This is a genomic window from Calothrix sp. FACHB-168, assembly GCF_963889195.1.
Taxonomy (GTDB): domain Bacteria; phylum Cyanobacteriota; class Cyanobacteriia; order Cyanobacteriales; family Nostocaceae; genus Aulosira; species Aulosira anomala_A.
Genome location: NZ_CAWPNJ010000016.1, coordinates 116,980 through 131,510, shown reverse-complemented (window position 1 = coordinate 131,510; position 14,531 = coordinate 116,980). Strand labels below are relative to the sequence as shown.

Here is a 14,531-nt window from a genome sequence, read left to right as displayed (position 1 = left end):
GGTTTTAAAATAATTTAACTTGTACGTGCCATTGATAGACATGACATCCAAGTCTAACTAAACTGTAGTGAATGATTCGGGTAAATATTCAATTTGAGAAAGCAGTGAGTAATCTGCTAGAAACGGGCTAAAAAGTAACAAATTTTACCATAAAAATTACGCGATCAATAACTATTCTTAACATTATTGATTAATTAAATTACTCCTGGTAGCCTAAGTGTATTTGCAAATTGCAAAGCATACTTAGATTACTATACTTGTTTTCCTTGAACTATGATTAGCTATCCAGATTTTCGCGAAAACGGCTATCAAGTGATTAGAGAATTGGGGCGCAATCGGGAAGGAGGAAGAATTACTTGGCTAGCATTAAAAATTGATAGTCAAGAACAGGTGGTAGTCAAGCAGTTTTGCTTTGCTCAATTTGGTTCTAGTTGGTCAGGATTTGAGGCTCATCAACGAGAAATTGAGGTTCTAGAAAAACTAGCTCATCCTGGTATTCCCAAGTATATAGATTCTTTTAGTATATCTGATGGCTTCTGCTTAATACAAGAATATATCAACGCTGAAAATTTGGCAGAACTGATTGGTCATTTTGAATTAGAAGAAATCAAGCAAATTGCTATTCAAGTTTTAGAAATTCTTGTCTATCTGCAAAATCTCAAACCTGGGGTGATTCATCGGGATATTAAACCAGAAAATATTTTAGTAGATGAAGAATGCAACGTTTATTTGATAGACTTTGGTTTTGCTCGCATTGGTAGTCAGGAAGTAGCGGGGAGTAGTGTATTTAAAGGTACTCCAGGTTTTATTCCGCCAGAGCAAATGTTTGAGCCTACCAAGGCTACAGATTTGTATGCTTTGGGTGCAACCTTAATTTGTCTGTTGACAGAAATTAGATCAACAGAGATCCGTGAATTGTGCGATCGCAATAATCCATATCAAATTCAGTTTCAAAATCGCCTACCCCGCCTAAGTCTAAGCTTTATAGGCTGGTTGGAGAAAATGGTGCAACCCCTACAAAAAGACCGTTTTTCCACTGCGAAAGAGGCGTTAGCAGCACTCAAACCAATTGATGTTATCCGTGTAGCGGGAGTTGATTTCAGTGAAACAGTGCTGGAGTTCAAAGCGAACCGATTAGGGGAAAAGCTAACGCAAAGTATCACAGTGGAGAACCCCATAGCAGATACTTTACTACAAGGTAGATGGGAAGTTGCACCCCATCCTCATGACCCACCACATACGCCAGACGATCATGCTTGGATTGCGGTGACACCTGCTCAGTTTGTCGGGAATCATACTCAGTGTCAGGTTTTGGTGGATACGAGTAAATTGATGGCGGATAAGCAGTATAAACGTCAACTGATACTGCACAGTAATGCTTATCCAGCGACTCACACTTTAACAGTGAAGGTGCAGACGGCTGCTTTACCAATTGAAAAGCGAAAGATACCCTTTGGTAGTTTAATTGGGCTGTTTTTAGTGTCTGTGGTGGTAGGTGGGGCTACGACTTGGTTTATTACTAATGCTGCAACTGCGGTTGGAAGTTTGTTGTTAAAAACTTTTGGATACGGGTTGATTCTGTTTATCGGTATTTCCTCACTTATGCTTGGGTTTTGTCTCGGTTATTGCTTACTAAAGCGAGGAAACTCTGTAAGTCAGGCTGTGAGTGTGGCTGTAGGTGCGGCTGTGAGTTTTGCTGTGAGTTTTGCTGTGAGTGGGGCTGTGAGTGGGGCTGTGGCTAAGGCTGTGGGTATGGCTGTGGGTATGGCTGTGGCTTGGGCTGTGGTTAAGGCTGTGGCTAAGGCTGTGGATTGGGTTATAGGTTTTGCTGAAGACTCATTTACAAATGTGCTGATACTACTAATATTAGGATTTGGATCTGCTGTAGGAACTGGGATAATAGCAGGCTTTCTAAATCCATTTATTTTGTTAGCACTAACAGGAACCAGTTTACCTACACTTTCTATGCTGCTTTATTCACCCCTCAAAACACGTAAGTTAATCACTAAATATCGTGACTCTGAAGAATATTTAATCAAGCCGTAATTCAACAGATACCCAACTTCTTAAAAGATGTTGCTGGCGAATAGGTGGTAATAATTTGTCGCTTATCCCGAAATCCCGCCGTCACCCTAGAAGGGTGCGGCTAATCGTACAAAGCCCACGAAGGTGGGCTTCATGGTGTTAGCCCCAGGCTTCTAGCCTGCGGGCGGTGTATCGGGTAAGCAAGAGAACAGTTTATATCAATGGTTGAGGGGTGAGGCGTATTGATTTATGAGGAAGATAAAATCGCACGCTCTAAAAAAGAGCGATCGCAATGATAAAATCAACATATAACTACTTAATACTATCTAAAATCAAAAAATAATATAGATTAAACCTATGTCTAACAAACACATTACAGAATATTTCAACTTTCTTTCTCCTGAAGACATTCGATTGCAAAACTCTAGAATTGGAATCGAAACAATCCTTTATGAATATATTGATTGTGGGAAGTCACCAGAAGAAATTGCTCAGATATATACATCTTTATCTTTAGAACAAGTATATGCAACTATCCTTTATTATCTGCAAAATCAACAAGCTGTCAGTGATTATATGAAAAACTGGATAGAACATAGTCATAGAATGAGAGAACAACAACGCCTAAATCCTCCTCCATTATCGGAAAAGATGCGCCAAATGCGAATTGAAAGACAGGCCAAAATTCATTCTTCGCCTAGTTCAAAATTCACACCAGCATAAATTTCACTGAAGGGAATTTGAAACTCTATTTTCTGGAGTGCTAATACAGCATCTTCTGATTCATACTCACTTAATACCCATTGACTCTCAGCATTTTTCGTAAACTGCTCAATGAGATATTCATATTGGTCAATTATGATATATTCTTTTAAAGTCGGGATAGAACGGTAAAACCTAAATTTGTTAGTTCTATCATGGTTTTCTGTAGATTTAGATAATACTTCTACAATCAATAAGGGATTTGTCACTGTTGTAGTACCACTTCCTTCATATATTGGTTCTCCCTGAATAATCATGACATCTGGATATGTGTAGATGCGATAACGCGGTATCCACAATTTGACATCACCCATATATATTTTGTAATTTTGGCTCCTCATTCTTAATTTGAAATTTGCATAAAAATTACCTGCGATTTCGTTGTGATTAGTTGTTCCGCCAGCCATTGGTACAATTTCTCCATCCCAATATTCATTTTTGAATTCTGAGGTTTGTTCTAGTTGTAGATATTCTTCTGGGGTGTAGAGTTTTTTTGGTGTTTGTGTTTGCATAAAAGCTATAAGATTAAAAGTTTTTCTCACGCAGAGGAGGCAGCGCGTTGCGGGGGTTCCCCCCGTTGTAGCGACTGCCGTCGCGCAGAGGCGCAGAGAGGAGGAGAAAGTCTATAAAGGGTAATGTTTGGTTAAATATTCTTGGGCTTCTGTTTGATTTTTAATTATGCTGTCTAGGGTGGCGGTTAGTAAATCATCGAGAATTTGGCGATATTGGGGGCCTGGTTTGTAGCCAAGTTTTTTCAGATCGTTACCATTAATCATAGGTTGAATATTTCTCCAAACTGTTAAATAATGCCAAATCTGTCTGCGGATATTTCTAGGACTTTGCAAGGCAATTAAAATTAGCATTGGTACATCATATTGTCGCAGTAAATTTACTACTTGACTGGGAAGTTTGACAGTAGATAATGATGTATTAACCTCAAATTCTACGTCAGCTAATTTTTGCATTCGGATAATACTGTCCTCTTGCATTTGCAAATTTTTGGCGACTTTATCGCGGTATTTTGGTGCTAGATGGGCAATTAAAGTTTCTAACCGCATTTGCCAATGAATTAATGTTTGTTGGCTGTCAAATCTTTTTAAACAGCGTTCTAATAAGCGTAATTCTCGTAAAATATTCTCATCTAATTTTAGGGTAGGATGAATGCACTGTAATGCCCCTAAGTTATCGAGTAACTGTAAAGCAGGTTTCCAGTAAGGTGCTTCGAGAATATGTTTTAATTCAGCTTTGAGGCGAGTTTGTAAAGCTGGGGTTTTGCTATTCTCTTGTGCAGTGCGATCGTAAACACCACTATTAATGGCATAGCGAATATAGTCTTCAGTTTGTGGTTCTATGTCAAATCCAAAGCGCACAGCAAAGCGTACACCGCGATAAATTCGGGTGGGATCTTCGATAAAACTATTGGCGTGTAAAACGCGAATTTTTTTAGCTTGTAAATCTAGCAATCCGCCAAAGAAATCAAGTAATTCGCCAGCACGAGGGTAAGTTAGTCGCAGTGCGATCGCATTTATGGTAAAGTCACGGCGATATAAGTCTTGGCGAATGGAACTAGCTTCTACTTCTGGGTTCGCCGCCGGATAAGGGTAAAATTCGGTTCTCGCTGTGGCAATATCTACCCATAATGAGTCTAATTCTGGGTCTTTATGCCATAATAACGCCGCAGTTTGAAAAGCTCCGTGAATTTCTAACCGCGCTTCTGGGTGAATTTGCTGTAATTCTTTGGCTAATTCTACACCAGCACCTACATCTGCTGATTTATGAAAGCCATCAACTACTAAGTCGATATCCTTAATCATTAAGGTTCCGCTTGCGTTTTCTGCTAATAGCAAGTCCCGCACAGCGCCGCCAACAAGGTATAAATGCCAACCTCGTTTTTCTGCTGCTTGTGATGCTTGGGTGAGTAATTGCCATAATTGGGGAGTTAAAGCAGCAGATAGGGAAAGTTTGGGACGGAAAGATTCTGAGAGTACAAAATCTCCTTGTTCTCCTGTTTCCCAATTTCCCGCATCGTCTTTTTGATGTAATTCCCGCAAGACATCAGTGCGGGTAACAATCCCGACTAACTGAGCATTATCTAATACTGGTAACCGTCCGATATCATAAGTCACCATCAAAGCTTCAATTTGAGGTAATGTAGTATCTGGTGTGATAGTTTTGACATTTGTTGTCATGTAGCCTTTGACTGGCGCATGACTAAAGCCGTGGTGTAAAGCGATATCAATATCTCTGCGGGAAACAATACCCAAAAGTTGCCCGGTAATATCGACTACAGATAATCCAGAATGCCCATAACGTAATAAAATGCGCTGTGCTTCGCTAATTGTGGTTTCAGGACGAATGGTACGCACAGGAGAGGACATCAAATCTCTGGCTGTTAAGGGATGGGGGATACTGGCTTTAAACTCGTCTATTAGTTGTTTTAAAATAGCTTGAGAATCGACTCCTCGGAGATTCAGCGATGCAGCTTGAGAATGTCCGCCACCACCTAAAGGTAAGAATAAATCATTGAGATTAGTTTGGGGAATTTGCGATCGCCCAATGATTGTCAAGCGAGAATCATCCTCTGATAAAGGATATTCATTTGCCAATAATAAAGCGTCGATTTCCGTTAACTCCACCAATTGGGAAGCCAGACTCGATAACCCTGGAACAAATTCCTTTGTTGGTAAAGTTACCCAAGCAATCGTATATCCACGCAAACAAAGATATTCTAATTTAGCTAACGCCTTGGTTAAAAGCTGTTGCAATTGTGGCGATAAACCAGGGTCAACATAAGTAGAAATTACAGATAAACTGGTTCCTTGTTGCATCAACCAAGCCAAAGCTAAAGCATCCCTGGGTGTGGCTTGCTCGTAGGTTAAAGAACCCGTGTCAACATGAATACCCAAAGCCATCACAGTAGCTTCAGCCGGAGTCAGAGAGATTTGCTGCTGTTGTAATTGTTCCACCATGAGAGTTGTTGTAGCTCCCACAGAGGAAATATAAGTTTGGGTAGCGGGGATATCTGATTCATGTCCCAGGTGATGATCGTAAACGATGATTTCCTGAAGATGGGGTAAATCTAACCATTCAGCAGCCTTACCCAAGCGATCGCGCTGTTGGGTATCGACTATAGTTAAAGAACGAATTTTTTCCCGATTCACCGAACGCCGTTCAATCAGGGGATACTCATCGCGATGTAATGCCAAAAAATCGCGGACAGGTGGATGCGCACCACCAGTAAGTACAATCTTGCTACCTGGTTTTAACCGCGTCAGCCCTACCGCCGCGCCGAGTGCGTCAAAATCAGCTGTAGTGTGGCAAAGAATTAAGTCCATAGTCAAATGTCAAGAGTCAACAGTCAAGAGTCAAGGGTCAATGGTCAATCAACTGTTGACTATGGACTTTGGACTTTTGACTTCGGATTAATGACTATAGTGACGCAATTTCTGATAGTTTAACAGAGAAGCCAAAATCTCAGTGTTGCCTTGTACGATATTCTATATTCTATAGGATAAATATTTTCTGGTTTGCTGACGAACAGTTAGTGAACTTTAAACAGATGCTTGTGGAGGGGAATCTGGACGGGGTTTTAGGACAGAGATGACCTAATGCTAGACAAACCCGATGAAGCAAGAATCTCCTGCTAAAGCTTTGCTGATAGCGGTGAGAGTGTCAACTTTAGTATTTCGCTGGATTGGGAGAAACAAAAATGACCATAATATTTCAAATCGCTTTGTTAGCACTGGTTCTGCTATCTTTTGTATTGGTAATTGGCGTTCCCGTTGCCTATGCTACACCCCAAAACTGGGTAGAGTCTAAAAGACTAATCTGGTTAGGTTCTGGCGTTTGGATCGCTTTGGTACTTTTAGTCGGGTTATTAAACTTTTTTGTGGTGTAGGCGATCACTTACTTACACAACTAAATAACACAGATAATACAAGAGCAGAAGAGCTAATCTCAAAAGTAATGCGGGTGGATTGATTTTTTCACCTGGTTATTTTTGCCTGATTGTGTTCCTCTGCTCTTCTATCTTTTCAGAACAAATGTATATTAGCCTTGAAGTATAGTTTGTAAAGAGGCGGTCATGGCAGTTTTTGAGGGAACTTTTACCCAAACAGAACCTTTGCGGTTTGCCTTAGTCATTGGTCGATTTAACGATCTTGTTACCGTAAAGCTGTTAGAGGGATGTCAAGATTGCTTGAAACGCCACGGTGTAGATCCCAACCCCCACGGTAATCAAGTTGACTATGTTTGGGTTCCGGGAAGCTTTGAAATCCCCGTAGTCGCCCGCCAACTTGCGCTTTCTCGTCGCTATGATGCGATTATTTGCTTAGGTGCGGTCATTCGCGGACAAACCCCCCATTTTGATTATGTCTCTTCCGAAGTCGCCAAAGGCGTTGCCGCCGCCAGCTTTCAAACTGGCGTACCGGTAATTTTTGGCATTTTGACAGTAGACACCATGCAGCAAGCCTTAGAAAGAGCCGGCATTAAGAGCAATCATGGCTGGGAATATGCAATGAATGCCTTAGAAATGGCTAGCCTGATGCGGCAATTGCGCTCTAATATGGCAGAACCATACGCACTCAATAGCCAATCTCTACCTGCTGCTTTTCCCGGTAGCACCATAGGCAATTTTTCCCCTGAATCTGAAGCCTGAAGTCAATGGTCAAAGGTCAATAATCAGAGACGCGATGAATCGCGTCTGTACAATTGTTAGTTGTCCTCCTTGTCCCCCTTGTCCTAAACTACAAACTTCAACAAGGGGGTTGACAACCAAGAATATATATGAGATATTAATAAATGTCTGGAGATTGCGGGTATAGCTCAGTGGTAGAGCGTCACCTTGCCAAGGTGAATGTCGCGCGTTCGAATCGCGTTACCCGCTTTTAATGATAAATAGGCAATTTAAAAATAATGTTTTTGTGAAGATGTAAACTAGCTTAAGCTAATCTTCATAGGTGTAGTGAAACAATTTTTTGACATCATACTACACTGGATCGTGGTGGCTAGATTCGTAGTAATGTTTGTTAGGTGCAAATTGCCTTGTCGCAGTGAAGTGCAGCCCAAATCTACCAATGGCGCGAGTTAGATAAACTCACTCATGTTTTTAGGCTCCCTATTTTCTAAAAATATCTCAGATTTCTGGGAAAATAGGAGATAAATACGTAAAAACAAGCAATAATTAATACATAATGTATTAATGAATAATTAGCAATGAGCAAGGCGAATCAGGGCACTCTAAACATCTTGGTTAGTTGATTTACTGGTAATCATTGCTTACTGGCTAAACCTCAGAGAACAGTTGTTTTATGAGATGTCGCCACGTAAACTGAAAACTGTGCCATATTCAAAAACCAAAACTGTCTAAATAAAACGACTAAATTTACCTTTTAAGCTCCAGATGAAGACAAAAAAATCATTAAACAAGATTGCTCAATATAGGGAAAAACAGCAAGCAAATTGTCTCTGTCCCAAAATTCAAACTTAATAGATAGTTTTGACAACAGCCCGATTGAACCTCATCTATCCTTGGGAATCTTAGCAGTGTTGGCTGTGCCTTCCCATCTGTAAAAATCTGGAAAATCAAAAACCAGTACCTAAGGTATAGAAGCGGAAATTTTTCCTCACATATTGTAAAAAATAAGCTCAAGTTATTAGAACGCTTGTGCAATCTCAAAAACCTGAAAAAATAGACTTTAATGCGGAATATCCCTGCCCTTGCCGTCGCCGTGGGCGGTTAATTCCGATTACGCTTACAGATGCTTTTGGTTGCGATCGCTGTCAGCAAATTTTTGTGGTGGAAAGCGATCCTTATGTTTTAGAACAACTTTCCACCACTTACCCCTACAAGCGTGCTTGGCGCTGGGTGAGTAATAGTTGGCATGTTGTCCATCCGCGTTGGGGAGAACGGTATCTACCAATAGCGCTGGGCATTATTTTCGTGCTAGTGATTATATGGCTACCATTAGCACTGAAATTAGCAAATGGTTCCACCATTATTGCTTGGGCAATGGTGGCGGTACTTCTGGCTATTTTGCCAGCACTAATGGTCTGGCTTACCTACAGACGTTAACCAATGACCGTTGAAGCTTTGGATGATCTCCCCGAACCCATAAATAGCGCTCAACGCGCTTACCAAGCTTCCCTGAAGCTGGGGATCGCAAAAGGAGTAGACCGCAGTCGTGCTGTATTAGCGATGGCGCGGGCGATAGAACGCGCTTTTGATGATATTCTCGAGGCTAACACTTTAGATTTAGAAGCCAGCCGAGAAATGGCAGTACCGGAGTTAGTTTTAGATTGGCTAAAATTAACTCCCACTAGGTTAGAAACGACTGTGGATATCCTCCAACGGTTGGGGGAATTACCAGATCCGCTACGGCGGGTGAGAAACGCTGAGTATCAACAAGATGATTCTCAAAGTTACTCCCAGTTAATGCCTTTAGGGGTTATCGGTTTTATTTACGAAGCATTCCCCGATTTAGGAGCGATCGCCGCAGGTTTATGTATTAAAACTGGTAATACTATTATCCTCAAAGGCAGTACTGAAGCCAGTCATTCTAACGAAGCGATCGCTAGTGTCTTACAAAATGCAATTGCCGAAGTCGGTTTGCCTCCTGGCTGTTTAGAACTAATTACCACAGAACATGGTGCTTCCGTGCGGGATTTGGTCGTTCAAGACCAATATTTGAATTTAGTCATTCCCTACGGCCGTTCTACCTTAGTACAACAGGTAATGCGCCAAGCTACTTGCCCAGTGTTAAAATCAGCAATGGGTAACTGTTACCTTTACTGGTCGCTCAATAGCAGCTTAGAAATGGTGCGCTGGATGATTATCGATAGCCATGAAAGCGATCCCGATCCAGTCAACGCCATTGAAAAAGTTTTAATTCACCGCCAAGCTTTACCCTCATCTTTAGCAGTTTTGTGGAATAGTCTCAAAGATAAAGGCTTTGAAATCAAAGGCGATGCTGAATTAGTCGAAGCCTTTCCCCAATTGCAGCTAGCTAAAGAAGCAGAATGGGGAACTGCCTATTTAACCAAGACAGTGGCTTTTAAATTAGTAGATAGCTTAGAAGCAGCGATCGCTTGGATTAATCAATACAGTAGCGGTCATGCTGACTGTATTGTCACTGAATCATACCAAGAAAGTCGCCAGTTTGCCTTGGGTGTAAATAGCGCCTCTACTTATATCAATACTTCCCCCCGGTTTTCTCGCAACCCCTCACGGGGAGACTCGATATTTTTAGGAATGTCTAATCAAAAAGGTCATCGAAGGGGATTTATTAGCCTAGAAACCCTGACAACTGTGAAGCATATTGTCCAGGGAAATGGGCGATTTTAAGGCAATACCGTTCCTTATTGCCTATTTTTATCACGAATGACCAATGACCAATGACCAATAACTTAATTTTTAATCCCTGTAGTTGCAATACCGCGAATAAACTGACGCTGACCGATGAGAAATAGTAGCATGACTGGCACAGTTGCAATTGTTACCGCCGCCATCATTAAAGGCCAATTATTGGTAAATTGTTCCTGAAACTCTGCTAGCGCTAGCTGTACGGTTCTAAGTTCCGGGCGTGTAGTAAATACCAAGGGTTTAAATAAATCGTTCCATTCACCAATAAATGTGAACAAAAACAGCGTTACCAAAGCCGGGCGTGCTAAAGGTAACATAACTCGCCACAAAATTTGCCAGCGATTCGCCCCGTCAATGGTTGCGGCTTCTTCTAACTCCACGGGAATTGTTTGGAAATATTGACGTAACAAAAAAATACCAAAGCCGTTGACAGCAGTTGGTAAAATCAACGCTCCGTAAGTATTGATCAAATGTCCCCACTTCAACACCAAAAAGATGGGAATCACCAACAATTGAAAGGGAATCACCAAAGTAGCGATGACAATCAACAGCAGAGCTTGTCTACCGCGAAATTTTAATCTGGCCAGAGCATAACCCGCTAATGCCGAGGTGACAATCTGAAAGGCCGTCACTGCGATCGCTACTAAGGTAGAATTAGCAAACGCCAATAAAAATTTACCTCGCTGCCAAGCATCTTGATAATTAGCTAATGTCCAATTACTTTTCGGTAAACCTCCTACTGTCGCCCCAGATGGAGTCAAAGAAGTGAGGAAAACCACAAATAGGGGTAGCAAAATAATCAAAGCGCCTGTTACTAAGACTGCGAAGCTCAAGAAATCGCTAGATTTCAGATTTAGGCTTGGTTTGGACATGATTGTTGCTTTCTGTGCATTTATATTTGTATTACTAGAGCATCGCCCCCAGCAAAAGCTAATCTATAAATATAGTTACTTGTATAGTTACTTGTTAAGTTAAATTAAATCACAGCGATCGTTACCCTAAACTCATAGGGTAGATTTATTTTTGGTATCAAATGATTCACGTTTACAGGGGTAAACATAACATGCAGCAGATTACAGAGCAATCTGAAATTAATTTCCAAAGCGAAGAATACAAAGACGCATATAGTCGGATTAATGGGATTGTCATTGAAGGCGAACAAGAAGCCCATGACAATTACATCCGACTGGCACAATTGCTACCAGATAGTGAAAATGAATTGATTCGCCTGTCGAAAATGGAAAGCCGTCACAAGAAAGGATTTGAAGCTTGTGGACGCAATTTACAAGTAGAGCCAGATTTGGAATTTGCTAAAGATTTTTTCTCAGAATTACACGGTAACTTCCAAACAGCCGCAGCAGCAGGTAACGTAGTTACTTGCTTACTGATTCAGTCTTTAATTATTGAGTGTTTTGCGATCGCCGCATACAACATCTATATCCCTGTGGCTGATGATTTCGCCCGTAAAATTACTGAGGGTGTAGTCAAAGATGAGTATAGTCATCTCAACTTTGGCGAAGAGTGGTTAAAAGCTAACTTTGCCGAATCCAAAGCTGAACTAGAAGCAGCCAATCGCCAAAACTTGCCTATTGTTTGGAAAATGCTCAACCGAGTAGCCGATGATGCCGAAGTACTGGCAATGGAAAAAGATGCTTTAGTAGAAGACTTCATGATTCAGTACGGTGAAGCTTTAAGTAATATTGGCTTCAGCACTCGCGATATCATGCGCCTCTCCGCTTACGGACTTAAAGCCGCATAAACATAACTTCTAGGGGTAAGGGAACTCCAAAAAATCAATTATTCCGTTCAAGTCGCTGACTGTTGACGGTTCACAGTTAACAGTCAACGGTCAACAGTCAACAGTCAACAGTCAACAGTCAACAATCCCTGCGAGAATATTTTTTACTTGGAAGTCCCTAACTAACAAAAGTCAAGCTGAAGGTAGAAATTCTTAATTTCATACCTTCACCCTCATAGTGGACTGTGTTACCCCTGACGAATCTTACGCTTTGTGTAGTATTTTTAAGAGTAAGTTAATCCCTCTTAACTCACTTAATTCCACGCTTTTGACGCAGCACGCGCCTAATATATCAATACATGTTTGGTCTAATTGGACATCTGACTAGTTTGGAACACGCTCAAGCAGTAGCTCAAGAATTGGGATACCCAGAATATGCCGATCAAGGGCTAGATTTTTGGTGCAGCGCCCCGCCGCAAATTGTCGATAACATTACCGTCACTAGTGTTACCGGACAGAAAATTGAAGGAAAGTATGTAGAATCCTGCTTTTTACCTGAGATGTTGGCAAATCGCCGGATTAAAGCAGCTACACGTAAAGTTCTCAATGCGATGGCTCATGCACAAAAGCATGGGATTAATATCACAGCTTTAGGCGGATTTTCTTCGATCATTTTTGAAAATTTTAACTTGGAACAGTTTAGCCAAGTTCGTAATATTAAACTAGAGTTTGAACGCTTTACCACAGGTAATACTCATACTGCCTATATTATTTGTCGGCAGGTGGAACAAGCTTCAAAACAATTAGGAATTGAGTTATCTAAAGCCACTGTGGCTGTATGCGGCGCAACGGGAGACATTGGTAGTGCAGTCACTCGTTGGCTAGACGCAAAAACAGATGTCAAGGAACTACTACTAATCGCCCGGAATCAAGAAAGACTGCAAAATTTACAAGATGAACTAGGGCGGGGCAAAATTATGTCCTTAGAACAAGCCCTACCCGAAGCGGATATTGTTGTTTGGGTAGCTAGTATGCCTAAAGGCGTAGAAATCAACCCCAAGCTACTGAAGCAACCTTGTTTGTTAATTGACGGTGGCTATCCGAAAAATTTAGGCACAAAAGTGCAGCATCCTGGCGTATATGTGCTAAACGGTGGGATTGTCGAACATTCTCTAGATATTGACTGGAAAATCATGAAAATAGTCAATATGGATGTACCTGCAAGGCAGTTATTTGCTTGTTTTGCGGAATCTATGCTTCTGGAGTTTGAGAAGTTATATACGAACTTTTCTTGGGGGCGTAATCAGATTACCGTAGACAAAATGGAGCAGATTGGTCAGGTTTCAGTTAAGCATGGATTTAGACCACTGCTAGTTTAGGGTATGGGGCATGGGGCATTGGGCATTGGGCATTGGTCAATTGTCTCCCTTGTCTAACTTGTGCCTCTAACCCTTAGCCCTTCATCCCCCTAAATTCTCACCCCTATACCCAATACCCGAACCCTCATACTCATCCCTAACTATGGCAACTACCGAGCGTAAACCGCTACTGTTAGATTTTGAAAAGCCGCTAGCAGAACTCGCCACCCGGATTGACCAAATTCGGCAACTTGCAGAAGAAAATGGCGTCGATGTTTCTGGTCAAATACGCCAATTAGAAGCACGCGCTATGCAACTGCGTGAAGAAATTTTTACAAGTCTATCTCCTTCTCAGAGACTGCAAGTGGCTCGTCATCCCCGCCGCCCTAGTACTCTAGACTACATTCAGTCTATGAGTGATGAATGGATGGAATTACATGGCGATCGCTGTGGTGGTGACGATCCGGCTTTAGTGGGTGGTGTTGGTCGTTTGGGCGGACAGCCTGTAGTCATGTTAGGTCATCAAAAAGGACGGGATACCAAGGATAATATCGCCCGTAACTTTGGGATGCCCTATCCTGGCGGCTATCGCAAAGCCCTGCGGTTAATGGAACATGCTAATAAGTTTTCCATGCCGATTTTAACTTTTATCGACACCCCAGGAGCTTGGTCTGGGGTAGAAGCGGAACATCAAGGTCAAGGCGAAGCGATCGCTTATAATTTGCGGGAAATGTTCTGCTTTGATGTGCCAATTATTTGTACAGTCATTGGCGAAGGCGGTTCCGGTGGCGCACTCGGTATTGGGGTAGGCGATCGCTTAATGATGTTTGAACATTCTGTTTATACTGTAGCCACTCCCGAAGCCTGTGCTGCTATTTTATGGAAGGATGCAGCTAAAGCCCCACAAGCTGCTACCGCTTTAAAAATTATTTCTCATGACTTGAAAAATTTGGGGATTATTGACCAAATCTTACCAGAACCCATTGGTGGCGCTCATTCTGACCCCATCGAAGCCTCTAACACCCTTAAACAAGCTTTATTAGAGAATTTAGACGAACTTAACCGTTTAACCGCTTCTGAACGCCGCCAACTGCGCTATGAAAAGTTCCGCAAGATTGGCGTGTTTACAGAAATTGCCCACTAAAAACCCCCAGATGCTTGATTAGCATGGCAGCAATGCTATAATTGCCTATGACGCTTAAAGATTTTTAACAATCTTCTCAGTCATAGGCGTTTTCATGTTTGACAAACTTAGTCAAAGCGCAATTCATAATTGATAATTCGTAAT

At 41.6% G+C, this 14,531-nt stretch carries 12 protein-coding genes and 1 tRNA gene; 10 read left to right on the top strand and 3 right to left on the bottom strand.

Annotation, left to right across the window (positions count from 1 at the left end; genetic code table 11):
• The first annotated feature begins 273 nt into the window (after positions 1-273).
• Entirely contained in the window at positions 274-2,046 is a 1,773-nt protein-coding gene (locus AACW45_RS09305) for a serine/threonine protein kinase (protein ID WP_190632717.1), read from the top strand.
• Positions 2,047-2,382: 336 nt separating this feature from the next.
• Positions 2,383-2,748 carry a DUF433 domain-containing protein gene (locus tag AACW45_RS09300; protein WP_190632716.1) on the top strand — a complete coding sequence of 122 codons (366 nt, stop codon included), beginning with the start codon at positions 2,383-2,385 and terminating at the stop codon, positions 2,746-2,748.
• Here the strand turns inward: AACW45_RS09300 and AACW45_RS09295 are convergent.
• Entirely contained in the window at positions 2,712-3,299 is a 588-nt protein-coding gene (locus AACW45_RS09295; protein WP_190632715.1) for a Uma2 family endonuclease, read from the bottom strand. The genes AACW45_RS09300 and AACW45_RS09295 overlap by 37 nt on opposite strands.
• A gap of 111 nt (positions 3,300-3,410) precedes the next feature.
• Positions 3,411-6,122, bottom strand: a complete 2,712-nt coding sequence (locus AACW45_RS09290) for a CBS domain-containing protein (protein ID WP_190632714.1) — start codon at positions 6,120-6,122, stop codon at positions 3,411-3,413.
• Positions 6,123-6,496: 374 nt separating this feature from the next.
• Between AACW45_RS09290 and psbZ the strand changes: the two genes are divergently transcribed.
• From psbZ to AACW45_RS09265, 5 genes are all read left to right on the top strand, one after another.
• Positions 6,497-6,685 (top strand): photosystem II reaction center protein PsbZ, encoded by a 189-nt coding sequence (psbZ, locus tag AACW45_RS09285; RefSeq protein WP_190551922.1) that lies wholly within the window; start codon positions 6,497-6,499, stop codon positions 6,683-6,685.
• Between the two features lie 186 nt (positions 6,686-6,871).
• Positions 6,872-7,444: a 6,7-dimethyl-8-ribityllumazine synthase gene (gene ribH, locus AACW45_RS09280; protein WP_190632713.1), complete on the top strand. Its 573-nt coding sequence runs from the start codon at positions 6,872-6,874 to the stop codon at positions 7,442-7,444.
• Positions 7,445-7,600: 156 nt separating this feature from the next.
• Positions 7,601-7,672, top strand: a tRNA-Gly gene (locus AACW45_RS09275).
• Positions 7,673-8,452: 780 nt separating this feature from the next.
• Positions 8,453-8,860 (top strand): hypothetical protein, encoded by a 408-nt coding sequence (locus AACW45_RS09270; protein WP_190632712.1) that lies wholly within the window; start codon positions 8,453-8,455, stop codon positions 8,858-8,860.
• Positions 8,861-8,863: 3 nt separating this feature from the next.
• Positions 8,864-10,129: a glutamate-5-semialdehyde dehydrogenase gene (locus AACW45_RS09265; protein ID WP_190632711.1), complete on the top strand. Its 1,266-nt coding sequence runs from the start codon at positions 8,864-8,866 to the stop codon at positions 10,127-10,129.
• Positions 10,130-10,191: 62 nt separating this feature from the next.
• Here the strand turns inward: AACW45_RS09265 and AACW45_RS09260 are convergent, their stop codons facing one another.
• Positions 10,192-11,019, bottom strand: a complete 828-nt coding sequence (locus tag AACW45_RS09260) for a carbohydrate ABC transporter permease (protein ID WP_190632710.1) — start codon at positions 11,017-11,019, stop codon at positions 10,192-10,194.
• Positions 11,020-11,210: 191 nt separating this feature from the next.
• Between AACW45_RS09260 and AACW45_RS09255 the strand changes: the two genes are divergently transcribed.
• From AACW45_RS09255 to AACW45_RS09245, 3 genes are all read left to right on the top strand, one after another.
• Positions 11,211-11,906 (top strand): aldehyde oxygenase (deformylating), encoded by a 696-nt coding sequence (locus AACW45_RS09255; protein WP_190632709.1) that lies wholly within the window; start codon positions 11,211-11,213, stop codon positions 11,904-11,906.
• A 338-nt stretch (positions 11,907-12,244) separates the two neighbouring features.
• Positions 12,245-13,264, top strand: a complete 1,020-nt coding sequence (locus AACW45_RS09250; protein ID WP_096643672.1) for a long-chain acyl-[acyl-carrier-protein] reductase — start codon at positions 12,245-12,247, stop codon at positions 13,262-13,264.
• A 142-nt stretch (positions 13,265-13,406) separates the two neighbouring features.
• Positions 13,407-14,387 carry an acetyl-CoA carboxylase carboxyltransferase subunit alpha gene (locus AACW45_RS09245; RefSeq protein ID WP_096643671.1) on the top strand — a complete coding sequence of 327 codons (981 nt, stop codon included), beginning with the start codon at positions 13,407-13,409 and terminating at the stop codon, positions 14,385-14,387.
• Positions 14,388-14,531 lie beyond the last annotated feature (144 nt).